Source organism: Nonomuraea sp. NPDC047897 (genome assembly GCF_043204415.1).
Lineage (GTDB): Bacteria > Actinomycetota > Actinomycetes > Streptosporangiales > Streptosporangiaceae > Nonomuraea.
The window spans coordinates 441042-465337 of sequence record NZ_JBIDCC010000002.1; the positions used below are offsets into that span (position 1 = coordinate 441042).

21 protein-coding genes are annotated in these 24296 nt (G+C 71.9%); 9 read left to right on the forward strand and 12 right to left on the reverse strand.

Annotated elements, in window-relative coordinates:
* Positions 1-50 precede the first annotated feature (50 nt).
* Entirely contained in the window at positions 51-1043 is a 993-nt protein-coding gene (locus tag ACGF0J_RS05415) for a LacI family DNA-binding transcriptional regulator (RefSeq protein WP_393142245.1), read from the reverse strand.
* A gap of 11 nt (positions 1044-1054) precedes the next feature.
* Between ACGF0J_RS05415 and ACGF0J_RS05420 the strand changes: the two genes are divergently transcribed.
* The 6 genes from ACGF0J_RS05420 to ACGF0J_RS05445 all read left to right on the forward strand — a co-directional run bounded on the left by ACGF0J_RS05420 (position 1055) and on the right by ACGF0J_RS05445 (position 7347).
* Positions 1055-2218, forward strand: a complete 1164-nt coding sequence (locus ACGF0J_RS05420; protein ID WP_393142246.1) for a trans-sulfuration enzyme family protein — start codon at positions 1055-1057, stop codon at positions 2216-2218.
* A gap of 35 nt (positions 2219-2253) precedes the next feature.
* Positions 2254-3522, forward strand: coding sequence for an ABC transporter substrate-binding protein (locus ACGF0J_RS05425; RefSeq protein WP_393142247.1), 1269 nt, complete (start codon positions 2254-2256; stop codon positions 3520-3522).
* The gene (locus ACGF0J_RS05430; protein WP_393142248.1) at positions 3519-4418 is read left to right on the forward strand and encodes a carbohydrate ABC transporter permease; all 900 of its coding nucleotides are present in this window, start codon (positions 3519-3521) and stop codon (positions 4416-4418) included. Before ACGF0J_RS05425 ends, ACGF0J_RS05430 begins: the two co-directional genes overlap by 4 nt.
* The gene (locus tag ACGF0J_RS05435; RefSeq protein WP_393142249.1) at positions 4415-5230 is read left to right on the forward strand and encodes a carbohydrate ABC transporter permease; all 816 of its coding nucleotides are present in this window, start codon (positions 4415-4417) and stop codon (positions 5228-5230) included. The genes ACGF0J_RS05430 and ACGF0J_RS05435 overlap by 4 nt, the downstream gene beginning before the upstream one ends.
* 180 nt (positions 5231-5410) lie before the next feature.
* Complete coding sequence (locus ACGF0J_RS05440; protein WP_393142250.1) at positions 5411-5740, forward strand: DUF485 domain-containing protein; 330 nt, start codon at positions 5411-5413, stop codon at positions 5738-5740.
* Positions 5737-7347, forward strand: coding sequence for a cation acetate symporter (locus tag ACGF0J_RS05445; RefSeq protein ID WP_393142251.1), 1611 nt, complete (start codon positions 5737-5739; stop codon positions 7345-7347). Before ACGF0J_RS05440 ends, ACGF0J_RS05445 begins: the two co-directional genes overlap by 4 nt.
* A gap of 58 nt (positions 7348-7405) precedes the next feature.
* Here ACGF0J_RS05445 and ACGF0J_RS05450 read toward each other — a convergent pair whose 3' ends face one another.
* The 4 genes from ACGF0J_RS05450 to ACGF0J_RS05465 are packed head-to-tail and all read right to left on the reverse strand — an operon-like array spanning position 7406 to position 11247.
* Positions 7406-7993 carry an ATP/GTP-binding protein gene (locus ACGF0J_RS05450; RefSeq protein WP_393142252.1) on the reverse strand — a complete coding sequence of 196 codons (588 nt, stop codon included), beginning with the start codon at positions 7991-7993 and terminating at the stop codon, positions 7406-7408.
* A complete protein-coding gene (locus tag ACGF0J_RS05455; RefSeq protein ID WP_393142253.1) occupies positions 7974-8375 on the reverse strand; it encodes a DUF742 domain-containing protein in 402 nt (133 codons plus the stop codon). The genes ACGF0J_RS05450 and ACGF0J_RS05455 overlap by 20 nt, the downstream gene beginning before the upstream one ends.
* Positions 8372-8791, reverse strand: a complete 420-nt coding sequence (locus ACGF0J_RS05460) for a roadblock/LC7 domain-containing protein (protein WP_393142254.1) — start codon at positions 8789-8791, stop codon at positions 8372-8374. Before ACGF0J_RS05460 ends, ACGF0J_RS05455 begins: the two co-directional genes overlap by 4 nt.
* Positions 8788-11247, reverse strand: coding sequence for a nitrate- and nitrite sensing domain-containing protein (locus ACGF0J_RS05465; protein ID WP_393142255.1), 2460 nt, complete (start codon positions 11245-11247; stop codon positions 8788-8790). Before ACGF0J_RS05465 ends, ACGF0J_RS05460 begins: the two co-directional genes overlap by 4 nt.
* A gap of 224 nt (positions 11248-11471) precedes the next feature.
* Here ACGF0J_RS05465 and ACGF0J_RS05470 point away from each other — a divergent pair, with 224 nt between their 5' ends.
* On the forward strand, positions 11472-12515 hold the full coding sequence (locus ACGF0J_RS05470) for a terpene synthase family protein (RefSeq protein ID WP_393142256.1): 1044 nt from the start codon (positions 11472-11474) through the stop codon (positions 12513-12515).
* Here the strand turns inward: ACGF0J_RS05470 and ACGF0J_RS05475 are convergent.
* Together ACGF0J_RS05475 and ACGF0J_RS05480 are read right to left on the reverse strand one after the other, a co-directional pair.
* Positions 12512-14065, reverse strand: coding sequence for a prenyltransferase/squalene oxidase repeat-containing protein (locus ACGF0J_RS05475; protein ID WP_393142257.1), 1554 nt, complete (start codon positions 14063-14065; stop codon positions 12512-12514). The two genes, ACGF0J_RS05470 and ACGF0J_RS05475, sit on opposite strands and share 4 nt — an antisense overlap.
* Positions 14062-15441, reverse strand: coding sequence for a cytochrome P450 (locus ACGF0J_RS05480; RefSeq protein WP_393142258.1), 1380 nt, complete (start codon positions 15439-15441; stop codon positions 14062-14064). The genes ACGF0J_RS05475 and ACGF0J_RS05480 overlap by 4 nt, the downstream gene beginning before the upstream one ends.
* A gap of 212 nt (positions 15442-15653) precedes the next feature.
* Here ACGF0J_RS05480 and ACGF0J_RS05485 point away from each other — a divergent pair, with 212 nt between their 5' ends.
* A complete protein-coding gene (locus ACGF0J_RS05485) occupies positions 15654-16664 on the forward strand; it encodes a polyprenyl synthetase family protein (protein ID WP_393142259.1) in 1011 nt (336 codons plus the stop codon).
* 62 nt (positions 16665-16726) lie between these two features.
* On the opposite strand, the gene ACGF0J_RS05490 is transcribed toward ACGF0J_RS05485, so the two are convergent.
* The 4 genes from ACGF0J_RS05490 to ACGF0J_RS05505 all read right to left on the reverse strand — a co-directional run bounded on the left by ACGF0J_RS05490 (position 16727) and on the right by ACGF0J_RS05505 (position 21573).
* Positions 16727-18286 carry an MFS transporter gene (locus ACGF0J_RS05490; protein WP_393142260.1) on the reverse strand — a complete coding sequence of 520 codons (1560 nt, stop codon included), beginning with the start codon at positions 18284-18286 and terminating at the stop codon, positions 16727-16729.
* The gene (locus tag ACGF0J_RS05495; RefSeq protein ID WP_393142261.1) at positions 18283-18855 is read right to left on the reverse strand and encodes a TetR/AcrR family transcriptional regulator; all 573 of its coding nucleotides are present in this window, start codon (positions 18853-18855) and stop codon (positions 18283-18285) included. Before ACGF0J_RS05495 ends, ACGF0J_RS05490 begins: the two co-directional genes overlap by 4 nt.
* Positions 18856-18922: 67 nt before the next feature.
* On the reverse strand, positions 18923-20857 hold the full coding sequence (locus ACGF0J_RS05500) for an ABC-F family ATP-binding cassette domain-containing protein (protein WP_393142262.1): 1935 nt from the start codon (positions 20855-20857) through the stop codon (positions 18923-18925).
* A 218-nt stretch (positions 20858-21075) separates the two neighbouring features.
* Positions 21076-21573: a carboxymuconolactone decarboxylase family protein gene (locus tag ACGF0J_RS05505; RefSeq protein WP_393142263.1), complete on the reverse strand. Its 498-nt coding sequence runs from the start codon at positions 21571-21573 to the stop codon at positions 21076-21078.
* A 139-nt stretch (positions 21574-21712) separates the two neighbouring features.
* Here ACGF0J_RS05505 and sigJ point away from each other — a divergent pair, with 139 nt between their 5' ends.
* A complete protein-coding gene (sigJ, locus tag ACGF0J_RS05510; RefSeq protein WP_393142264.1) occupies positions 21713-22600 on the forward strand; it encodes an RNA polymerase sigma factor SigJ in 888 nt (295 codons plus the stop codon).
* A gap of 42 nt (positions 22601-22642) precedes the next feature.
* On the opposite strand, the gene ACGF0J_RS05515 is transcribed toward sigJ, so the two are convergent.
* On the reverse strand, positions 22643-24232 hold the full coding sequence (locus ACGF0J_RS05515) for a wax ester/triacylglycerol synthase domain-containing protein (RefSeq protein ID WP_393142265.1): 1590 nt from the start codon (positions 24230-24232) through the stop codon (positions 22643-22645).
* Positions 24233-24296 lie beyond the last annotated feature (64 nt).

Here is a 24296-nt window from a genome sequence, read left to right on the forward strand (position 1 = left end):
GCACGCGGCTCCGTCGTCCGGGGCCGGGCACGCCGAGCGGGCCGGCGATCTCAGGGAGGGGGGAGCTCGCCCGAGCCGCGGGCCACGAGCTCGACGGGGACGCTGACCCGGCGGGGCTGCGCGGAGGGGCTGAGCAGGAGGTCCACCGCGCTGCGGGCCAGGCGGCGGACGTCGTAGCGCACCACCGTCACGCCCGGGTTGAACACGTCGGCCAGGGCGAAGTCGTCGAAGCCCACGTACGCCGGCCGCTCGGGCCGTTCGCGCAGCGCCTGGAGGATGCCGATCGCGGCCCGGTTGTTGGTGGCGAAGAACGCGGTCGGCGGGTCGGGCCGGGACAGCAGGCGGGTGACCTCCTGGCCCGCCCGCCACGGGTCGAACACGCCGCGCACGACCAGTGACTCGTCCACCGCCACCCCGGCGGTCCGCAGCGCGGCGCGGTAGCCGGCGGCGCGGTCGTGCACCGAGCTGAGCGCGTCGTCGTCGGAGATGAGCGCGACGCGGCGGTGTCCGCGGGCCAGCAGGTGCTCGGTCGCGACGAGGCCGCCGCGCACGTCGTCGAGGGCCACCACGTCGGCCCGGTCGAGCCCGGCGGGGGCGCGGTCGACGAAGACCGCGGTGAGCCCGGGGTGCTCGGCCAGCCAGCCGTGGTCGGCCGCCGACGGCACGATGATCAGGGAGTCGACGCCCCGGCCGTACATCGACTCGACGAGCATCCGCTCCCGTTCGGGCCGCTCCTCGTACGAGCCGAACACCACCAGCGCCTCGTGCTCGCCGGCCGCCGCCTCCACCGCGGCCGCCAGCCGGGAGTAGAACTCGTTGGAGATGTTCTCCATGATGAGCCCGATCGTCAGCATGGTGGCGCCGCGTGCCAGCCGGCTGGCCGCCTCGTTGCGGCGGAAGCCCAGCGCGCTGATGGCCGCGTGCACCCGTTGCTGCACCGAGGCGCTGACGTGGGGCTCCTGGTTGACGACCCGGGAGACCGTCTTCAGGCTGACTCCGGCGTGACGGGCCACGTCGGCCATGGTGGGCTTGCGCGCTGTCATAGTCTGCCTCCATGGACGATGAGTGGATCTGTGGCCGGATGGGGGAGGACGAGCCCTGGATGCTGGGCGCCGTCAACCCTCCGGTGTTCGAGAACTCCCTGTTCGCGTTCGCGACGGCGGAGGAGCTGGGCGAGGCCATCAGGAACGAGGACGAACGGTACGTCTACTGGCGGGGCACCAATCCGACCGTGGATATCGCCCAGCGCAAGCTCGCCGCGCTGGAGCGGGGCGAGCGGGCCAAGTGTTTCGCGTCGGGGATGGGCGCGATCTCGGCGACCATCTCCTCGCTCGTGTCGGCGGGGGACCACGTGCTGGTGCTGGGCGCCGTCTACGGGCCGACGACCCAGTTCCTGCGTTATCTGGAGAAGTTCGGGGTCACGCATACGCACGTCGACAGTCTCCAGGCGTGTGACAGCGCTATCAGGGAGAGCACGCGCCTACTCTACTTCGAATCCCCCTCCTACATGAGGTACGAGGTCTTCGACATCCCGGCGGTGACCGCCTGGGCGGCGCGGCACGGGCTGGTGACGGTGATGGACAACACCTGGTCCACGCCGATCTTCCAGAAGCCGCTGACCATGGGCGTCGACCTGGTCGTGCATTCCCTGTCGAAGTACGTGGGCGGACACAGCGACCTGGTCGGCGGCGTGGTGGTGGGTTCGTCGCGGCTGATCAGGCCGCTGGCGCTGACCGAGTACCAGCTCTACGGGGCGGCCATGGCGCCGCACGTCGCCGCCAAGGTGATCAAGGGGTTGCGGACGCTGCCCGTGCGGATGGCCGCGCACCAGGAGCGCGGGCTGGCGGTCGCCGAGTTCCTGGCCGGCCATCCCGCGGTGCGGCGGGTCAACCATCCGGGGCTGCCGTCGCATCCGGGGCACGCGCTGGCGGTGCGGCAGATGGCGGGGTTCTCCAGCCTGTTCAGCGTGGAGCTGGATACGGAGTCGCGGCAGGAGGTGGCCGCGTTCCTTGATTTGCTCCGACATTTCCGGATAGGGGTGTCTTGGGGTGGGTTCGAGAGCCTGGTGAACGCACCCGCCCTGAGCACCAAGGAGAGCGTCCGCGCCACGATGGGCATCCCCGTCGGGCTCGTGCGCCTGTCCGTCGGGCTGGAGGCGGCCGAAACGTTGATCAAGGACCTGGGTCTGGCGCTGGAGGGGGTCGGTCGCCTAGCGTGACTGACAGCGCTGTCTTACCTCGCACGGAGGCACACATGAGATCATCACGCCTGGCGGCACCCGCGGCTCTGCTCACCGCCGCAACGCTGGCCCTCGCGGCCTGCGGCTCCGACTCGGGCTCCTCCGGCGAGGTGCGGCTGCGCATGGTCGAGAGCCTGACCAGCCCCGAACGGACCAAGCTGATCAAGCGCCTGATCGCCGACTTCGAGAAGGCGAACCCCGGCGTCTCGGTCGAGCTGGTCTCGCCGCCGCTGGACAGCGCCGACCAGAAGATCACCCAGATCCTGCAGACGAAGAAGGACCTGGACGTGCTGGAGGTCCGCGACCACACGGCCAAGTCCTTCTCCAACAACGGCTGGCTGGCCGAGCTGCCCACCGACGCCTGGCCCGGCTGGGCCGACCTGACGGACCTGGCCAGGAAGAAGGCCGTCGAGGTCGGCGGCAAGCCGTACCTCATCCCGTACGGCTTCTACCAGCGGACGCTGTTCCACCGCACCGACTGGGGGCTGACCCAGCCCCCCAAGACCTGGCAGGAGCTGTACGAGGCCGGCAAGAAGATGACCACGGGCGACCGCTTCGGCTACTCCTTCCGGGGCGGCAAGGGCGGCGCCGACTACGCCGTCATGATGATCAGCGCGTACAACGGCGAGGCCCTCGACCCGGAGAAGTCGTTCTTCCTCAAGGACAAGCGGACGATCTTCTCCACCCCGGAGGCCGCGCAGGCCCTCGACCTGTACGTGAAGATCTTCAAGGAGGCCTCGCCGCCCGACTCGGTCTCCTGGGGCTACCCCGAGATGGTCCAGGGCTTCACCTCCGGCGTCACCGGCATGCTCATCCAGGACCCCGAGGTGATCAAGACGGTGGAGGAGAGCGGCGTCCAGGCGTGGTCCACCGCCCCCATCCCCAAGGGGCCCACCGGCTACGCCTTCCAGCCGGTCGGGTACGCCGGCTGGGGCGTCACCTCCTTCAGCAAGCACCAGAAGGAGGCGGTCAAGCTGGTGCAGTTCCTGTCGGAGGCCGAGCAGAGCATCGCCTTCGCCAAGGGCAACTCGCTCATCCCGATCTCCAAGCAGGCGCAGAACGACCCGCAGTTCTCGCAGGGCGCCTGGAAGGCCTACCTGGAAGCCCAGCAGGACCCCCAGCAGGTGATCACCATCCGGCCGGTGGACTACCCGGGCTGGAGCCAGTTCAACGTCGACTCCGACCGTGACGTCCAGGCGCTCATCACCGGCAAGAAGACCGTCGCCGAGGTGCTCGCGTCATGGGACGCCTTCTGGGCCGACCAGGCCAAGAAGGTGTCATGAGCTCGGTCGCCAGACCGGCGTTCACCGGCCGCAAGGCCAGGTTCATCGCCCTGTGCCTACTGCCCGGCGTGATCTTCGTGGTGGTGTTCACCTACTACCCGATGATCCGCGGCGCCGTCATCGCCTTCCAGCGCTACAACCTCTTCGACCTGACCTCCACGCCCTTCGTAGGGCTGGAGAACTTCCGGTCGGTGCTGGCCGAGGACCGGTTCTGGACGGCGCTGCGCAACACCGGCACGTGGGTGGCCGTGTCGCTGTTCTTCCAGTTCTTCCTCGGCTTCGGGCTGGCGCTGCTGCTGCGCCGCCAGTTCCGGGGCCGGGGCCTCTACCAGGCGTGGGTGTTCTTCCCCTGGGCGATGTCCGGCTTCCTCATCGGGCTGCTGTGGCGGTGGATGTTCAACGGGCAGTTCGGGGTGGTCAACGACCTGCTGCTGAAGGCCGGGATCATCGACGAGCGGATCGGCTTCCTGGCCTCGCCCGGGTGGGCGATGACCTCGGTCATCGTGGCCAACGTCTGGTACGGCGTCACGTTCTTCGCCATCATGATCATGGCGGCGCTGCAGTCGGTGCCCGCCGAGCTGTACGAGGCGGCGTCGGTGGACGGCGCCTCCCGGCTGCGGCAGTTCTGGCACGTGACGCTGCCGCACATCCGCCCCACGCTGGCGCTCATCGTGCTGCTGCGGATCATCTGGATCCTCAACTTCCCCGACCTGATTTACGCCATGACCGGCGGCGGCCCGGCCGGTAGCACCGACATCGTGACCACGTTCCTCATCCAGCAGGTCATCGGCGGCGACTACGGCCGGGCGGGCGCGGTCGGGCTGCTGGTGCTCGGCCTGCTGCTGTCCTTCAGCGTCTTCTACCTGAACGTCACCCGATTCGAGAGGTCGCGATGAGGCGTCTGGCCAAGGGCCTCGTGCTCGGCGTCTGGCTGCTGATCACACTCTTCCCGCTCTACTGGATTGTCGTCACCTCGCTCAAGCCCAAGGCCGAGATCTTCTCGATGCCGCTGAGGTACTGGCCGGGCGAGATCACCTTCGAGCACTACGAGGAGCTGTTCTCCTTCGCCGACTTCGGCACCTACCTGCTCAACAGCCTCGTCGTCTCGCTGGTGGCGGCCGGCGTGGTGACCGTCATCGGCGTGCTCGGCGGCTACGTGCTGGCCCGCTTCTCCTTCCCCGGCCGCGGCGCGCTGATGCTGGCCTACCTGGTCACCCAGATGATCCCGCTGTTCATCGCGCTCGGCCCGCTCTACCTGCTGATGTCCGACCTCGACCTGCTCAACCGGCTGGCCGGGCTCATGCTCGTCTACGTCGCCATGCTGGTGCCGTTCTCCACGATCATCATGCGCGGCTTCTACGAGCGCATCCCCGTCGCGCTGGAAGAGGCGGCGCAGGTGGACGGGGCGTCGCGGATGGCCGCGATGGTGCGCGTCGTCATCCCGGTCATGCTGCCCGGCATCGCCGCCACCTACATCTTCGCCTTCGTCCAGTGCTGGAACGAGCTGTTCCTGGCCATCACGTTCATCGACAGCGAGGACGCCAAGACCATCCCCGTCGCGATGAACTCCTTCATCACCCAGTACGACATCGACTGGGGCTCCATGGCGGCCGCCACCGTAGTCTCCGTCATCCCCACGCTGATCCTGTTCGCCGTCATCCGGCGGTACATCGTCGAGGGGCTCACCGCGGGCGCGGTCAAAGGTTGACAAAGACCCAGCGGCGCGGGCCCGCGACCGTTCGTCGTATGAATGGCACCATTCATCGCAAGCCAGGCACAACTGGTCGCCGGTGCGTGGCGGCTCGCCGAACCGCCACGCTTACGGCCTCCCCTCCGGGTAGGTTGCCCTCTTACCGTGTGCGTGATCCGCATCACAGTGGAGGGTCTCGTGACGACTCAAGAACATGACGCGTCCGTCTATGAGGAAGTGCAGCGCAGCAGCGAGTTCCAGGAGCTGAGGCGCCGATTCCGCCGGTGGACGTTCCCGATGACCGTGGCGTTCCTGGTGTGGTACCTGCTCTACGTGGTGCTGTCCGGCTGGGCGCGTGACTTCATGTCGATCAAGCTGGTGGGCAACATCAACGTGGCACTGGTGTTCGGCCTGCTCCAGTTCGTCTCGACGTTCTGGATCGCCTGGGCGTACGCCAGGCACGCCGAGAAGAAGCTCGACCCCATCGCCGACAAGCTCCGCCACGAGGTCGAGGAGAAGACTCGATGAGCTCGCAAGCCCTTTCGGCCGTCCTCTTCCTCGCCTTCGTCGCCGCGACGCTCGGGATCACGTTCTGGGCGAGCCGCCAGACGAAGACGGCCGCCGACTACTACGCCGGCGGGCGGTCCTTCAGCGGCGTCCAGAACGGCCTGGCCATCGGCGGCGACTACATGTCGGCCGCCTCCTTCCTCGGCATCGCGGGCATCATCGCGCTGTCCGGCTACGACGGCTTCCTGTACTCCATCGGCTTCCTGGTGGCGTGGCTGGTGGCCCTGCTGCTGGTCGCGGAGCTGATGCGCAACTCCGGCAAGTTCACCATGGCCGACGTGCTGGCGTTCCGGATGAGCCCGCGCCCGGTCAGGACGGCCGCCGGCGTGTCCACGATCACGGTGAGCATCTTCTACCTGCTCGCCCAGATGGTCGGCGCCGGCGCCCTGGTGGGCCTGCTGCTCGGCGTCACCTCCCCGGCGGGCAAGGCGTGGACGATCGTCGGCGTCGGCGCCCTCATGATCGTTTACGTGGTCTTCGGCGGCATGAAGGGCACCACCTGGGTACAGATCGTCAAGGCCGTGCTGCTCATGGGCGGCGCCGCGCTGATCACCCTCCTCGTGCTGGCCCACTACGGCTTCAACCTGTCGGGCCTGCTGGGCGAGGCCGCCGCGCAGAGCGCCAAGCCGGAACAGTTCCTCAGCCCCGGCGGCAAGTACGGCACCGAAGCGCAGGGCCTGGCCGGCAAGATCGACCTGATCAGCCTCGGCCTGGCGCTCGTGCTGGGCACGGCCGGCCTGCCGCACATCCTCATCCGCTTCTACACCGTGCCGACCGCCAAGGACGCCCGCAAGTCGGTGCTGTGGGGCATCGGCATCATCGGCACCTTCTACCTGCTGACCCTCGTCCTCGGCTTCGGCGCCGCGGCCCTGGTCGGCAGCAAGACGATCGCCGCCGCGGACAAGGCGGGCAACACGGCCGCGCCGCTGCTCGCCGAGGCCATCGGCAAGACGTTCCTCGGCGACGTGGGCGGCACGATCCTGCTGGCCCTGATCGGGGCGGTCGCCTTCGCCACGATCCTGGCCGTCGTCGCGGGCCTCACGCTCGCCTCCTCCTCCAGCTTCGCGCACGACCTGTACGCGCACGTCTTCAAGCGCGGCAACGTCACCGAGCGCGAGGAGGTGCTGGTGGCCCGGGTGTCGGCGTTCGTCATCGGCGCCGTGTCGATCGGCCTCGGCATCCTGGCGCAGGGCCAGAACGTCGCCTTCCTGGTGGCGCTGGCGTTCGCCGTGGCCGCCTCCGGCAACCTGCCGGCCATCCTCTACAGCCTGTTCTGGAAGAGGTTCAACACGGCCGGCGCGGTCGCCGCCATCTACGGCGGCCTCGTCTCCGCCCTGGTGCTGGTCATCTTCTCGCCGGTGGTGTCCGGCTCGGAGACGGCCCTGTTCAAGACCGCCGACTTCGCCTGGTTCCCGCTCAGCAACCCGGGGATCATCTCGATCCCGCTCGGCTTCCTGTGCGGCTGGCTCGGCACCGTCCTGAGCAAGGAGTACAACGCCGCCAAGTACGCCGAGATCGAGGTCCGTTCGCTCACCGGCGTCGGCGCCGAGAAGGCGGTCAAGCACTGACCCGTCGCACCTCGAAGGGGGCCCGGCCGCAACGGCCGGGCCCCCTTTTCGCGTGCGCTCAGCTGCCGACGGGCTCAGCGCGCAGCCGGGCCGAGTGCTTCACCAGCGAGATGAGCACCTCCCTGCTGGAGTCGCGCTTGCGCGCGTCGCACAGGACGATCGGGATCGACGGGTCGAGCTGGAGCGCCAGCCGTACCTCGTCCAGCTCGAACGTCGGCGCCCCCTCGAAGCAGTTGACCGCCACCACGAACGGCGTGCCGCGCCGCTCGAAGTAGTCGACCGAGGGGAAGCAGTCGGCCAGGCGGCGGGTGTCGGCCACGATGACCGCGCCCAGCGCGCCCTCGGCCAGTTCGTCCCAGACGAACCAGAACCGCTCCTGCCCCGGCGTGCCGAACAGGTACAGGACGTAGTCGTTGGTCAGGGTGATGCGGCCGAAGTCCATCGCCACGGTGGTGGTGCGCTTGGCCTCCACCGAGGTCAGGTCGTCGACGCCGATGCCGCGGTCGGTGAGGATCTCCTCGGTCCGCAGCGGCCTGGTCTCGGAGACCGAGGCGACCATCGTGGTCTTCCCGGCCCCGAAACCGCCCGCGATCAGGATCTTGATCGCCCTGGGCAGGCGGGGGCGCTCAGAGCGATCGAAGACCATCGAGCACCGCCCTGTACATGTTCATGTCACGCATGTCCACCTCGGATTGCGGCTCCTGGGCCGAGACGAGTTGCTTGTCGAACAGGTCGCCGAGGAGAACCCGGATCGTGCCCGCGGGCAGGTCCAGGTGCGCGGCGATCTCCGCGACCGACTTCGGTTCGCGGCAGAGCTGGAGGATCTGCAGATGTTCGGGGTCGAGCCCGGAGCCGGGGCCGGGCATGGGCCCCACCGACAAGGCCATGGAGATGAGGTCGAACTTGCCGTGCACCGGCTGCGTACGCCCCCGCGTCACGACGTAGGGCCGGATGATCTCAGGATCGACCCAGTGCTCGTCCGCCGGCTCGCCCGGCGTCCTGCCCGCGGGCTCGTCGGTGCGGGTCACCGCTCGCTCCCGGCGACGGCCTCCCCGGTGCGCGCGGCGGAGGTGAGGTACTGGCCGACCCGGGCGACCAGCATGGCCATCTCGTAGGCGACCAGGCCGATGTCGGAGCCCTGGCCGCACAGCACGGCCAGGCAGGCCCGCTCGCCCGCGAAGGTCACGATGAGGAAGCGCGAGCGCCACTCCACGACCGTCTGCCGGACCGCGCCGCCGCCCACACGCTCGGAGACCCCCTTGGCGAGGCTCTGCAGCCCGGAGGCCACCGCCGACAGGTGCTCGCCGTCGGTCCGCTCCAGCCCCTCGGAGGAGGCCATCAGCAGCCCGTCGGACGACAGCACGATGGCGTGCTCGGCGTCCTGGACGCGGCCGATCAGGTCGTCAAGCAGCCAGTTGAGGTCCGTGCCCGAAGCCGGTGTCACCCGTCGCCTCCCGATCGCTGGTCATCCATGAGCTTGGCGGCCTCGGACCTGCCCAGGCGGGTGCCCGACTGCAGGGATCCCATCATGGCTCGAATCTCCTCCGGCGAACGCTCGTCATCGTCCTCCTCGTCGACGGCCGGTACGGGGGGTGGGTCCGCCTTCAGGGCGGGGTTCAGGTTCGCCTGGGGCACCCGGAAGGGCAGCCCCGACGGGGTGAACTCGGTGGGCGGCTGCCGGCGCTCCGGCGTCGCCGCCCGGTCCGGCGCCGGCTCCGGGCGCGCCTCGGGCGCATCGGCCGCCTCGGACGGCTGACGCAGCCCGGTGGGCTGGCGGAGCTGGGCGGGCTCACGGAGGTCGGCGGGCCTGCGGGGTGCGGTGCGGTCGCCGCCGTCGGCGGGCTCGCGCGGGCCGCCGGCCTCGTCCGGCCGCAGGGCCAGTGCGCGGCGGGCGGCGGCGACCTTGATCGGGCGGACGTTCTCCGCGGTGGCCGGCCGCGCCGCCGTGGCCACGGCCGCCACCGTGCTCTGCCGTTGCGGCAGGCGGGCCGGCGGGTCGTCGTCGGGGGTGTCGCGGCTGTCGTCGATCTCCACCAGTTCCTGCGGCAGCAGGACGACGACCGTGGTGCCGCCGTACGGCGACGGCTTGAGCCGCACCTGGATGCTGTGCCGCTCGGCCAGCCGGCTCACCACGTACAGGCCGAGCCGCGCGGTGCCGGAGATGCGGAACTCCGGCGGGTCGGCGATGCGCTCGTTGGCGGCGGCGAGGTCCTCGGGCTTCATGCCGAGCCCGCGGTCCTCGATCTCGATGACGTAGCCGTTGGCCACGAGCTGCCCGCTGACCTGCACGGTGGTGTAGGGCGGGGAGAACGACACCGCGTTCTCGATCACCTCGGCCAGCAGGTGGATGACGTCGCCGACGGCCCGGCCGACCAGCACCACGTCGCCCATCGGCAAAAGGTCGACCCGGGTGTAGTCCTCGACCTCCGCCAGCGCGCCGCGCACCACGTCCACCATCGGCACCGAGCGGCGCCAGGTGCGGGCGGGGGAGGAGCCCGACAGGACGATGAGGTTCTCGGCGTTGCGCCGCATCCGGATGGCCAGGTGGTCGAGCCGGAAGAGCTCCTTCAGCTCTTCGGGGTCGGTCTCGCGCCGCTCCATCACGTCCAGCACGGTGAGCTGGCGGTGCACCAGCCCCTGCGTGCGCCGCGCCAGGCTGAGCAGGATGTCGCGGATGCTGCGGCGCAGCGCCGCCTGCTCGACGGCGACCCGGATCGCGGTCTCCTGCACCGTGTTGAACGCCTGGCCGACCTGCCCGATCTCGTCGTCGCCGAACTGCAGGGCCGGCGCCTCGACGGCGACGTCCACGGTCTCGCCGCGGCCGATCCGCTCGACCACGCCCGGCAGCCGCTCGTCGGACAGCTCGTGCGCTGCGTCGCGCAGCTTCTGCAACTGGGCGAGCAGCCGGCGGGTCGTGGTGACCGACAGGACGATCGAGGCGATGACGGCGAGCAGCCCGAGGCCCCCCATGAGCACCAGCCGGACGACGACGCCCACGGCGACGGGCTCGGCCCGCTCGACGACGCGGTCGCCTGCGGCGAAGATGAAGCTGTTGAGCTCGGCGATGGCGCGCTCGGTCGAGGACTTCCACTGCTCGGCGCCGAACGGGACGTTGTCGAGGTCGCTCCCGAAGTCGCCCAGCAGCTCCTCGAGGTTGGCCAGCCGGGTGAGCCCGCCCTCCTGCGTGAGCTTGTTGTAGGCGATCTGGTCCTCGGGTCGCAGCTCGGCCGCGGCCTGGTCGGCCAGGATGCGCCAGGCGCCGGTGGTCTCGGTGAAGCGCCTCTGCTCCTCGGCCGTCAGCGTCCCCTGGGCCAGCGCGCCGGCCAGCAGGGAGTCCTCACGGGAGAGCACCTCCTGCGCGCGGCTGATCTGCAGCAGGGTACGGGCGTCCTTGGCGAGCGCCTTGTCGTCCACCGTCGCCAGCGCGCCGAACATGCTGTGGATCGCGTCGATGACGTCGGCGTAGGCCTTCGCCGCCTGCAGGCGGGTCATCTGCCCGGCGTCGACGGACTGGCGGACGGCCTTCAGACCCGCAAGCCGCTTGTGGACCTGGGCGACCCGGTCGGCGCCCTCGTCGTCGAGGGCCCAGTCCACGAACCACGTCCGCGCCGACTCCTCGAAGGCGTCCGTGACCTGGTCGGCTCGGGCGCGCTGGGCCTGGACCGCCTTGCGGTTGCGCAGGCTGCCGTCGCCCAGCCGGACCATCGTGATCCTGCGCTCGCGCTGCAGCTCGACCAGCACCTTCTCGCTCGGCTGGGCGACGTTGGTGTCGAGCAGCGACACCCAGAGCAGGTTGACGCCGTCGCGCAGGGTGACCCAGGCCGCGAACGCCCACAGCGCCGTCAGTGACAGGAGCAGAGCTGTGATCTTGGTCCGCAGTCGGGAATTGCGGAGGCGCATCATACCTACCCTGCGACGTCATGGAGTGGCGACCACCAGGTCCTGCAGTGGCGTACCGGCGCTGACAACCTGGGGACCATAGCAAGCAGACGATCATCACTCAAGCCAGGTGTGTGCCTTTCGAGCCCGTTATGCCTTTTGTCGGTTGTTTTGGCTTGTCGGTTGTATTGGCTTGTCGGTTGTTCTGGCGAAACGGGCAAGATCGGTGGCGATAGGCTTCGGGAGTGAGCGGTCCGGACCCTCAGGGTTACTTCGTCATTCGCAACGAGCTCGCCGACAGCCTGCTGAAGGGGTCCCATCAGCTCGCGGGCGTCCCCGAGGCCGACCGTGGCCGCGTCCTGCGAGCCGCGCTGGAGGTCGTGCCCGAGGCGGCCGCGCTCCTGCGGCCTTACCCGGTGCTGTACGCCGACGGTGAGAGCTCGGCCAGCAGGCTTGCCTTCAGCTGCCTGTCGGCCGCGGCCACGTTCCCCGACGCCGCCCGCCACCGGGTCGCGGACCTCGGGGTGCTGACGATGATCCTGTTCGGCATCGACGACATCGCCGACGGCATCGCCGGGGAAGGGGCCGAGGACGAGCAGGCGGCGCTCTTCGCCGCGCTGCCCGCGATCCTGGGCCGTACGACGCGGCCTCCCGTCCCCGGCGGTCCGGTGGAGCAGATCCTGGCCGCCTGGTCGCGATGGTGCGACCGGTTCCACGCGCACGCCGGCGCGGCGTCGCACGTGCCGAACCTGTCGCGGCACGTCCGGCTCGTGGGCGAGGCGATGACCCGCGAGCGCGCCTGGGCCACGGCCCGCGCGCCGTGGCCGTCGTACGCGGACTACCTCGCCAACGGCGTGCACAGCATCACCTACCCGGCCTGGTGGGCGGCCGCCCTGGCCGTCTGCGGTCCGGCGTCGACCGGCCCGGAGCACTGGGCGTCGATCGAGCCCGCCACCCGCCTCGGCGCGGCCTGCATGCGGCTGGCCAACGACGTCAGGACGTTCGAGCGGGAGAAGGCCGAGGGCAAGCCCAACTCGATCAGCATCCTGGAGCGCGAGGGCCTGACCACGGGGGAGGCGGTGGCGCGGGTCACCGCCCACATCGACGAGCTCGACACGACCTTCCGGGCGGCACTGGCCGAGCTGCCGGCCGAGCTGGCCGAGATCGGCGCCGCGCAGGTCAGGAGCGTGTCGTTCAACGGCCGCTGGTACCTGGCCCGCGACACCCACGCCTACACCGTCGGCGACCTGGCCGGCGACGCGCGCACCCACGCCGCTCCCCGGCGTTAGAGGCGCCGGGCCAGGTGCGCCGAGGCGATGATCGCGGCCTGCACGACGGCGGTCGGCGCGTACAGGTCCTTGTCGTGCCAGAGGGGAGGATGCTGCGCGCCGGACGACGACGCCAGATGGTCCGAGAGATGGGTGAGCCCGCGGCTCGCGGCGCGCACGCACCGCCGGTCGTCGCGCCACCGGGTCAGGAGCAGGACCTGCATCGCGTACGCCGTCTCCTCCGCGGTCGACTCCCACCGTCCCCAGGAGCCGTCCGGCCGCTGTGTATCCAGCACCCAGTCGACCGTCGCGCGCACCGCGCCCGCCGAGACGTCGCCGCCGAACTCGTCCAGCGCCAGCGCGCAGCTCACCGCCGCGTAGTACGGCGAGGCGTGCCAGCGGTCGGCCCAGCTCCCGTCCGGTTCCTGCCGGTCCCTGATCCAGGCGGCCACGTCGGCGGCGGCGCGGCGGTAGCGGGGGGCCGCGTCCGGCCGGCGGGCGGCGTACCCGCCGAAGGCGTCGAGCACGTGCGCGTTGACGCTGACCGAGGAGCCGTCCTCGCCCGGCCAGGTGGCGAAGTGCGTGCCGGCGTGGAACGCCCACAGGCTGTCCGGCTCGTGGGGCACGCCGAGCAGCGCCAGCGCGTACAGCGCCACCGAGGTCGTGTCGGCGTCGGTGGGCAGCCCGGCTCCGGCGGGCGTCCCGGCGGGGCCGATCGCGGCTCTGAGGTCGGCCACCATCTCCGGCGGCACGTCGATCGACACCCCGGCGCGCAGCAGCCAGCTCAGCACCCAGCCCCGCTCGAACACGGTGATGGGCAGCCCGACGGGCACCGGCCCGCCGTGACGCCTGGAGACCGCCTCCAGGTGGGCCCGGGCGGGTTCGTGCGGGTCGCGCGTCCCACGCTCGCCCAGCCAGGCGGCGGTGGCGGCGGGCGAGGCGCCGACGGTGCCGATGGCCGTCGGCCGGATCGCCGGCGCGCCGCAGGCGGCGGGGCCGGCGATCTCCAGGGCGTGCAGCAGCTTCTGCGGGACCTCCGCGCCGGAGGCGATCCACGACCGGATGCCCTCCAGCCGCTCGTGGTCCATCCCGTCGGGCAGCGGCAGCGCCTCGGCTCCCGGCAGCGTGCCTGACAGGCGGCCGTTGATGAGGCCGACCAGCGAGGGCACGATGTGCTCGACGGCCGGGGTGTCGGGCAGGGCGCGGCGGGCGGCCAGCCACGGGGCCACGGCGCGCAGCCCGCGTCCGGCCGCCTCCCGCAGCGTGCGCGGGTCCGTGCCGGGGTCGCCGCGCTGCAGCGCCGCGAGGATGGCCTCGGTGGCGCTCAGCGTCGGCACCAGCCCGTAGCCGTCGGGCGCTCCCCAGGAACCGTCCGGCCGCTGGGTGGCGAGCAGGTGGCGGATCCGCTCGTGGTGCCCCGTCAGCCAGGGGACGAGCGAGACCAGCCGGCCCGTCTCGTAGACGGAGGTCGAGACCTGGCCCCAGGGGCGGAACATGAGGCTGGTCACCAGCTCGTTCGCCGCCGTCGTGGGGTCGTGGGCGCCGCGGGCGGCGACTTCTCCGACGCTCACGAGTCTCCCCCCGCGGGTCGCTTCGGCACCAGGCGCACCATGATCTTCTCCTTCGGCCGCATGGACGCCCCTGGGAGGGGGGTGAACCGCTGCGGGTCGGTGAGCTCCTGGCGGTACCTGCTGAGCACGTTGGCGATCACCAGCGGGGCTTCCAGGTAGTACAGCCGCATGCCCAGGCAGACGTGCGGGCCGCCGCCGAACGGGATGAAGGCGAACGGATGGCGGCGCTGCTCGCGGCCGGGCGACCAGCGCTCGGGGTCGAACTCCCACGGCCGCTCCCAGAACTCCGCCAGCCGGTGCGTCGTGTACGGGCTGACCAGCACCTGCGAGCCGGCCTTGATCCGCACGCCGCCGATCTCGGTGTCGGCCACCACCTGACGCGGGATGATCCAGCCCGGCGGGTGGACGCGCAGCACCTCCTGCAGGACCATCCGCAGGTAGCCCAGCCGGGGCACGTCCGACGGCCGGACCGGGCCGCCGCCCACCACGGATTCGATCTCCTCGTGCAGCCGGTCGTCGACGTCGGGGTGCTCGTGCAGGACGGCCCACAGCCAGGTGAGCGACATGGCCGTGGTCTCGGAGGCGGCGCCGTAGACGTTGACCAGGTCATCGCGGATCTGGCGAACGTCCGGCTCGCCGCGCGGCCCGCCGCGGGCGCGCAGCAGCGCCGAGAGCACATCCGTGGCTCCCGTGTCACCCTCCCGGGCGGTCCGTTCGATGACCGGGCGCACGATGTCGTCGATCTTCTGGGCCGAGGCCAGGAACGCCCGGTCGCCGGGCACCCTGATCGAGTAGGGCGCGAACGGCAACAGCATCCGGAAGTGGATCGACGTGGCGCACGTGGCGAACTCCGGGGCGAGCCGCTCGGCGGTCTCGTGGGAGATACGGCCGCCGAAGAGCACCTTCACCACGGCCTGGTTGGTGATCGTGGTCATCTGGTGGCCGCCGTCGATCGGCCGGCCCGTGCGCGCGTGCTCGTCGAGGTCGCCCATGCTGTCGGCGATGGTGTCGGCCAGGGCGTCGCCCAGTCGGGTGACGTAGCGGGCGGTGAACAGCGGCTTGAGGATCTTCCGGCTCGACTCCCAGGCGTCGCCCTCACTGAAGACGCTGTCGCCGAGCACCCGGCGCAGGGGCCGCCAGAACATGCCCTCGCGCACGAAGTTGGACCATTCGGTCTTCAGCACCTGCTGGACATGGTCGGGGTGGGAGACCAGGTAGGGGCGGAAGGGGCCGAGGTCGAGCCGGACGACCCGTCCGCCGGCTTCGACGCCCATGCGCGCCAGTTCGGTGACCGGATCCTTCACCAGGCGGGGAACGGCACGGTAGAACGGGAAAACGTGAGGCTTGGTCACGGCGGCGTCCGTGTCAGGTGGCATGGCGGAGCTCCCCATTCGGACGGGACGTGTGGGTCGGCGACTCAAGCATCGGGCGTCCGAAGAGGGTCCCTCGGGGCATACGTAACATTGGGGGTCAAGTATCACATGGCACTATTAATATGATCAAGAAGGGCGACGCGCCCTGATCGTACCTGGGGGATAGAGATGGACGTCCGGCACGCCGCACTCCCTTCCGCTCCGGATGTGATGTCTTGACCCCCGTCGTGACCGAGACGCTGGCCCGGGTACGTGGCCTGCTGACGCCCGCCCTGCGCGACGCCGTGGCCGGCCTGCACCCCTGGGGCGGCGACATGGCGGCCTTCGCCCTCGGCTGGACCGAGTCCGACGGCACGCCCGCCGGCGAGCAGGGCGGCAAGGCCCTGCGCCCGGCCCTGGCCGTGCTCTGCGCCGAGGCCGTGGGCGGCGCCCCCGAACAGGCCGTGCCCGGCGCGCTGGCCGTCGAGCTGGTGCACGCCTTCTCGCTCGTGCACGACGACATCATCGACCACGACGAGCAGCGCAGGCACCGCGACTCGGTGTGGAAGGCGTTCGGCGTCGGGCCCGCGGTGCTCACCGGCGACGCCCTGCTGGCCCTGGCGATCAGCCGGCTCGCCGCCACCGGCAGCGCGCCCGCGACGAACCGGCTGGCGGCGGCGCTGGTGGAGCTGGTGAACGGCCAGACGGAGGACATGGCGTTCGAGGACCGGCCGTGGACCGGCCGCAACGCCGTCACCCTCGACGAGTACTGCGCCATGGCGGCCCGGAAGACCGGCGCCCTGCTGGGCTGCGCCGCCGCCGTCGGCGTGACGCTCGGCGGCGGCTCCGCCGCGCAGGCCGACCGCGTCTACGAGGTGGGGCGCGAGCTGGGGGTGGCCTTCCAGATCGCCGACGACCTGCTCGGCATCTGGGGCGACCCGGACGTCACAGGCAAACCCGTCCACAGCGACCTGCGTCGCGGCAAGAAGACCCTGCCGGTGCTGGCCGCCCTGGCCGCCGGCGGGCCGGCCGCGGGCGACCTGGCCGACCTGCTCACCACCGGCGCCGCCGGTGACGAGCCGGTACGCCAGGCCGCCCACCTCATCGAGCAGGCGGGCGGACGCAGGCGGGCCGTCGAGCTGGCGGACCGCCGGGCCAGGGCGGCCGTGGCCGCCCTGGACGCCTGCCTGCCGTCCGCAGCCACCCTGCGCGCCCTCTGCCTGACCCTGGTGAACCGCACCCGCTGACGACGGCGCTGCACCCGGTCACCGAGGGCGCTCGCCGGGGCGGGCCGTCAGGGCGCCGGCCGTTATGGTGCGGGTCGGCTGAGGGCGTCTCCGCGGGCACCGGTGCCCGCCTCGGCGGCGGGGGCCGAGAGGTCCAGGTCGCGCGTGGTCAGCAGCCAGGCGGCCACGGCGGACGCCAGCATGATCAGCGCCCCGGCGCCGCACGCCGTCACGAGGGAGCCGGTGAAGGCGGCCCTGGCCTGCCCGGCCAGGTGCGCCCCGGCCTCGCCCAGCTCGCGGGCCACGCCGAGGGCGCCGCCCAGCGACTCGCGCACCACCCCTGCGGCCGGTCCCTCGTACGACAGCTCCGCCCGGTAGACGGCGGCGGCGACGCTGCCCAGCACGGCCACCCCGAGGACACCGCCCAGCTCGTAGGCGGTCTCCTCGATGGCGGCGGCGCTGCCCGCCTTGGCGGCGGGGCTCCCGGCCATGATGACGGCGGAGGCGATGGCCAGCGAGCCCTGCCCGAACCCGATCAGCGCCAGTGCGCCCGCGACCGGTCCGTAGCCCAGCGGACCCGCCCAGGCGAAGAGCAGCACGAACCCCAGCGCGGTCACGGCCAGACCGCCCGCGAGCACCGTCCGCGCTCCGACGCGCGCCGCCAGCCCCGGCGCCAGCGGCGAGGCGACGACCGCGCCCAGCGCGGCGGGCAGCAGCCGCAGCCCCGACTCCAGCGGGGAGTGGCCCTGCACGAGCTGCATCCACTGGGCCAGCAGCAACAGCATCGCGGCCATCGCGATCGACGTCGCCAGCGCCGCCGCCACTCCGGCGGAGAACGGCCCGCTCCCGAACAGGCGGATCTCCAGCAGCGGATCGGGCCGGCGCAGGCACCGCACGACGAACCAGCCCAGCGCGAGCGCCGCCACGGCCAGGGCGGCCGGCACAGCGGGCGCGGCGAGCCCCTCCTTGGCGGCGTGCTTGACCGCGTACACGAACGCGACCATGCCGGTGATGGACAGCACGACACCCAGCGGGTCCCAGCGGCCGGGGTGGGGGTTGCGCGACTCGGGGAGCAGCAGCAGCCCGGCGACGACGGCCACGACCATCACGGGCACGTTGACGAGGAACGCCGACCGCCAGCTGAAGCTCTCCAGCAGCAGGCCGCCCAGCACAGGCCCGAGGGCGGCGCCGACGGCCGCCATCGCCGACCAGACGCCGAGGGCGGTGGCCCGTTCGCGGGGATCGGCGAACAGGGTGCGGATCATGGACAGCGTGGTCGGCATGATCATCGCACCGCCCAGCCCGAGCAGTGCCCGCACCGCGATCAGCGCGTCCGGAGTGCGTGCCCACAGCACCACGGTGGAGGCCAGCCCGAACAGCGCGAACCCGGTCACCAGCAGCCGTCTGCGCCCCCACCGGTCGCCGATCGCGCCGAAGGTGACGAGCAGCCCCGCGAGCACGAGCGCGTAGACGTCCACCGTCCACAGCACCTGCACCGCGCCGGGCCGCAGATCTTCCGTGATGGCGGGCAGCGCGACGTTCAGCACGGTCATGTCCATGACGACCACCAGCAGGCCGGCCGACAGCACGGCCAGGCCGGCCCAGCGGCGCCGCGACGTGACGGGGGCGGCGGTGAGGGTCATGACGTCCCCCGGGGGGCCGCGCCGTGCCAGAACGACTCATGCACCAGCCGGGGCACGTCGCGCCGGGCGATGTCGCCGCGCCGCAGCCCCTCCCGGACGGCTACGCACAGGCCGAACACCGTGCCGCTCACCCAGCGGGCGGGCAGGTCGGCGCGGATCAGGCCGGCGCACTGCCCGGCGGCGTACAGCGCGATCTCCTGCTCCTCCAGTTCGTCGGAGCGGCGGGCCAGCTCGGGGTGGACGGCCATGGCATGGTCGGTGAGCGCGAACCCGTACTCGTCCGTCACCGTCACGACGCAGGTCAGCAGGGCGGTCAGCGCCTCCTCGATGCGGTCGCGGTCGCCGGACTCCGCGGCCGCGGTGACGCCGGCCGCCTCCTGCGCCTCCTGCCACCGCTCCAGGGCGCGGCGGCCGAGGGCGAGCATGAGCTCCTCCCGGCTGCTGAAATGACGGTGCAGCGTGGCCCTGCTCACCCCGACCGCCTCGGCCAGCTCTGCCATGGAGGCCGTCGGGTCGCCGTTCAGATGTCGTATCGCTGCGGTCATGATCTGTTCCGCGCTGACGCCCATGATGCTTCCCTGTATCGTATGAGACATCTACGTCTCATACGATACAGGATTGTCTCGTTCCTGTGGATTACGCCGCCGTGCCCGCCTCCAGTTCCAGGTGGGAGCCGGCGAACGTGGCCCGCAGGCGCCGGTCGTGCGTCACGACGACCAGCGCGCCGCGGAAAGAGATCAGCGCCTCCTGCAGTTGCTCCACGAGCATCGGTGACAGGTGGTTGGTCGGCTCGTCCAGCAGGAGCAGGTCCACGGGCTCGCTCACCAGCCGCGCCAGCTCGATCCGGCGCCGCTGCCCGTAGGACAGCTCGGTGAGGCGCAGCCCGATGTCGGACGGCCGGAACAGCCCCAGGGCGAGCAGCGCGTCCGCGTGCTCGTCCAGGCTCCCGGGACGGCCGTGCGCGTAGGCCCCCAGCACGGTCAGGTTCGCCGGCTCCTCCCGCGGGAAGACGCGCGCATCCTCGGCGCCCTGGTCGTCCCCGCCCGGGACGCCGGTCCGCCACACGGCTCCGGTGCCCGGATCGTCCTGCCGGAAGAGCCCGACTCGGCTCGTCCGCCGTACCTCGCCCGCGTCCGGTCGCAGTTCTCCGGCGAGCACGCGCATCAGCGTGGTCTTGCCCGCTCCGTTCGGGCCGGTGACGAGCAGCCGCTCACCGGCGCGGAGAGTCAGGGACTCCAGGCGCAGCCGTCCCGCCACCACCACGCTGTCGAGCGCGGTCACCACGGTCCCGGCCTCGGCCGCCGCGGTGGCCCCCGAGGTGCCTCTGCCGGTGGCCCCTGCGGTGGCGCTGTCGGTGGCTTGCGCAGTAACTTGCGCAGTGGCTTGCGTGGTGGCGAAGGCGGCGGTGAAGCGCAGCGGCTCCGGGGGCGGCGGCGCAGGGTGGTCGGTGAGCCACCGTAGCCGCTGCTGGGACTGCCGGATGCGCCCGGCGGCCCCGTGGGTACGTGAACGTGCCCGCCAGGTGCCGGTGCCCATGCCTGCCTTGGGCGTCTTGCGCGGGATGGCGGCCAGCCGGCCCGCGTTCGCCGACACCAGCGTGGCATGCCGGTCCAGCTCCGTCTTCCACTCCTCGTGGGCCCGCGCCTGGGCGGCGCGTTCGGCGGCCTTGGCGGCGAGGTATCCGGTGTACCCGTCGCCGTAGCGACGCACCTGCCCGTCGGCGACCTCCAGGATGGCGGTGGTCACCCGCTCCAGGAACATCCGGTCGTGCGTGATGGCCACGACCGTGCCCCGATGGGCGCGCAGGTGCTGTTCGAGCCAGGCCACGGCCTGGTCGTCCAGGTCGTTGGTCGGCTCGTCGAGCAGCAACAGCTCGGGTGCGGACGCCAGCGTGGCGGCCAGGGCGAGCCGGGCGCGCTCGCCACCGGAGAGCGTGCCCAGCGGCCGGCTCCGGTCGAGCCCGGGCAGTCCGAGCCCGTGCAGCGCGACCTCCACCCGAGCGTCGGCCTCGTAGCCGCCCCGCGCCTCGAACTGCGCCACCAGCTCCGCGTACGCGTCCAGATCCACGCCGGCCTCCGCCCCCGCGTCGGCCCCTGTGTCGGCCCCCAAGCCGGGCGGGCCGACTTCCGGGCCGACGTCTGGGTCGACGTCTGGGTCGACTTTCGGGCCGGCCTCTGTGGCTGCCGTGCCGAACGACCGTTCGGCGGCCCGCATCCTGGCCTCGAGCTGGCGCAGCTCGGCCAGTGCCAGATCGACGGCGTCGGTCACCGTCGCGTGCGGCGGCAGCGCGAGCGCCTGCGGCAGATATCCGATGCCGCCGGGCGCGACGACCACGAGCTCGCCGTTGTCCGGCCGTTCGGCACCCGCCATGAGCTTGAGCAAGGTCGATTTGCCCGACCCGTTGTCGCCGATCACGCCGAGCCGCTCGCCGGGCTTGACGGTGAGTGACACCCGGTCCAGGACGACGCGGGTGCCGTAGCGCTTGGTGATCTCGTGGAGTGCCAGTTGGGCAGGGGTACGCAGAGCGACTCCTCTTCTCGGTGCCTGGATGCCTCTGAAGTATGCGGGCATACCGATCCCATGTCAAGACGAATCGTCTCGTCTCGTTTCCATCGGCGTCGCATCGTCCGGCGCCTGCTCACCGAGGCGAAGGTGAGGGCGGAGGCGAGGACGGAGGTCACCGGCCCGGCGCGCTTCCCCGGGGAGGCCAAGACCGGGGTCCGGGCCGTGTGGCGGCCCGGACCCGCTGCCCGTACGTCGTCACCTTGAGCGGTGACCTCCGGCGGACGTCACGGCCTCCACTGCTCCGCCGGCGACACGCCCGGCAGGGGCCTGCCGATGAGGGCGAGGGGGAGGAAGAAGCAGACCTGGCCGATCGCCATGATGAGCGTGGCGAGTGCCTTGTCGTCGTACAGCTGCGACGCCCGGTCGTACAGCTCGTCGGGCACGCGCTCGCCGGCCGGGCTCGGCGTCAGGACGGATTCGACCAGTTCCAGGGCGACGCGTTCGGCTTCGGTGAAGTAGGGGGCGTCCCGCCAGGAGGCCACGGCGGTGATGCGCTCCTCGCTCGCGCCGGCCCTGCGCAGGTTGCCGGTGTGCAGGACGGTCAGGTACGTGCTGCCGGCGATCTGGCCGGCGCGAAGCTGGACCAGGCTGATGGTGGTCTGCGGGATCGCGCCGTTCCCGGTCGCCTTGAACAGGGCTCCGCCGATGTCCTTGAGCTCGGGGACGAGGACGGCGGGGTTGGGCAGGCGCGACTGACGGTTCTGCTGCTCGGTGGCGGTCATGGTGGTGGGTTCCTTCCTGATCGGTGGTTCGCTGCTCTGACGGATCGCGCGGCGCGAAGGTGACCGGTCCGCCCGCGGTCACCTTTTCCCGCTGCGGTCCGTCAGCGGTATGAAGGACGAGAAGGAGAGGAACGCGACCGTGAAGCACCATGACCTGCTGGCTGTCCAGTTCGAGGGCCACCGCCCCCATCTGAGGGCGGTCGCCTACCGCATGCTCGGCTCGCTCACCGAGGCCGAGGACGCGGTCCAGGAGGCCTGGCTGCGGCTGGCGCGCTCCGACTCCGGTGACATCGACAACCTCGGTGGCTGGCTGACCACCGTGGTCGGCCGGGTCTGCCTGGACCTGCTCCGCACCCGCAAGGCCCGGCGTGAGGAGCCGCTGGAGGACCGCCTGCCGGACCCCGTGATCAGCGGGGAGGGCGGCACCGATCCGGAGCGGGAAGTGCTGCTGGCCGACTCCGTGGGGCTGGCGTTGCTGGTGGTGCTGGAGTCGCTGACCCCCGCCGAACGGCTGGCCTTCGTCCTGCACGACATGTTCGGCCTGCCGTTCGAGCAGATCGCCCCCATCGTCGACCGCACCCCCGCCACGGCCAAGAAACTCGCCAGCCGCGCCCGGCAGCGGGTTCGCGGCGGGGTCCCGAAGCCCGATCCCGACCTGGCCGATCAGCGCCGCGTGGTGGACGCGTTCCTGGCCGCGGCGCGCGGCGGCGACTTCGACGCGCTGGTGTCCATCCTCGACCCCGACGTGGTGCTGCGCGCAGACGGCGGGGTGCTCACCAGCGGCATGAAGATCATTCGCGGTGTCGCGGCCGTGGCCGGACAACTCGCCACCTTCCAGCGCATGGCCACCGCGGCCACCACGCATCCTGCCCTGGTCAACGGAGCCGCCGGCCTGGTCAACGCCATCGACGGCCAGTTCATCTCCGTCATGAGCTTCACCATCTCCTCCGGCAGGATCGCCGCGATCGACATCCTGTCCGACCCCGACCGGCTGGCCCACCTCGACCTGGCCGGCATGGGCTCCTGACCAGGTGGCGAGCCCGGCGGCGCCGGCCGGTCGGGCCCGCCCTCAGGCGCGCGCGTCGTCCTCGGCCGGCAACTCGGCGAGCGCCCGCTGGAGGTGACCGAGCAGGCCCCACACGTCGTCCATCCGCTCCGGGCAGGCCACGACGCCGAAGTCGAGCATGCCGTCGTAGGAGAAGCAGGTGATGTTCACGCCGCCGGTCAGGTCGGTCAGCACCGACAGCGGGTAGTACGACAGCACCCGCCCCCCGCACAGGTACAGCGGGAACGGGGGCCCCGGCACGTTGCTGATGATCAGGTTGATGGGCGGGAACGCCACCGACGTCAGCCGGAAGATCGCCGGAGTCGCCAGCGCGCCGACCGGCGCGGGCAGCAGCGAGCAGAGGTCGCCGACCCAGCGGGCCGGGGCCAGGGCGAAACGACGCTTGGCGGCGCGCATCGTCTCGCCCATGCGGAGCAGGCGTTCGACGGGGTCGGCTACGTCCGTGGGCAGCGGGGCGGCCATCACGGAGATCTGGTTGCCGGCCGCCTCCCGGGCGCCGGAGGGTTGCCGCGCGTCGGCGGGCTGTCCACCGCCGGGGGGCTCCCTCGTACCCGAGGGCTCCGGGACGCCGGGCCCCCCTCCGGCGCGGGGCCCGCGGACCGCCACGGGGACGGCCACGACGAGCGGCTCGTCCGGCAGCGCGTCCCGCTCCGCCAGCCATGACCGCAGGGCCGCGGCGCACAGCGTCATGACCACGTCGTTGACGCTCACGCCGTGGGTCCGCGCCACCTTCTTGACGTCCTTCAACGGCACCGAACCGAAGGCCAGGTGCCGGCGGGCGCTGATCGGCCCGTTCAGCGGGGTGCGGGGAGGCGCGAGCCGGGGCAGCCGGGGGCGGCTGTGCTGGTCCCGCGTCACCGCCCGGGCCGCCCGCGCGATCAGTCCGGCGCCGGGGACGGTGGAGACGAGGGGGATCGCGTCGAGATCACCGGCCGTCCGCACGGCAGCCGCCACAGCCCGCACGGGGTACGTCATGGACCGCAGGACGGCAGCCGCCACCATCCCGCCCGCTCCGAGACCGGCGCCGGCCTCGCCGCCGGACCGTCTGCCGTCCTCGGCCGCTCCGCCCGGCGTCCAGGCCACGGCCGCGCGCCGACCACCGGGCCGTCCGGGTGGGCGGATGGGGCCGAGGTCCAGCAGGGCGGCCAGCGTCTCGGCGCCGGAGACGCCGTCGATCGCCGCGTGGTGCACTTTCGTGTAGACGGCGGCCAGGCCGCCGGCCAGGCCCCGGATCAGGTGCATCTCCCACAGTGGCCGGGTGCGGTCCAGCCGGCGCTCATGGATGCGGGCCACCTCCTCGGCAAGCCGCCGGTGGTCCCCCGGGGCTGCCAGCACCGTCTCGAACAGGTGGTCGTCGATGTCGGGCGCCGGTTCGGCCACCCAGTACGGACGGTCGAGGCCCAGCGGCACCGGCGCCAGCCGCAGGCACAGCGCCGGGGACAGGTGGATCCGTTCCCGCAGCAACGCGGCCAGCGACTCCCGGCTCACGGAACCGTCGGCCGGGTCCAGGATCGCCAGGCCCGCCACGTGCGCGGTCGTGGTCGCGCACTCGACATGGAGGAACTGCGCGTCGAGCGCGGTCAACTGGCGCATGAACTCTCCCTCGCCGGGCCTGTGAGTCAGCATCACACGCGGCCGTTTCGGTGCGGTTTCGGCG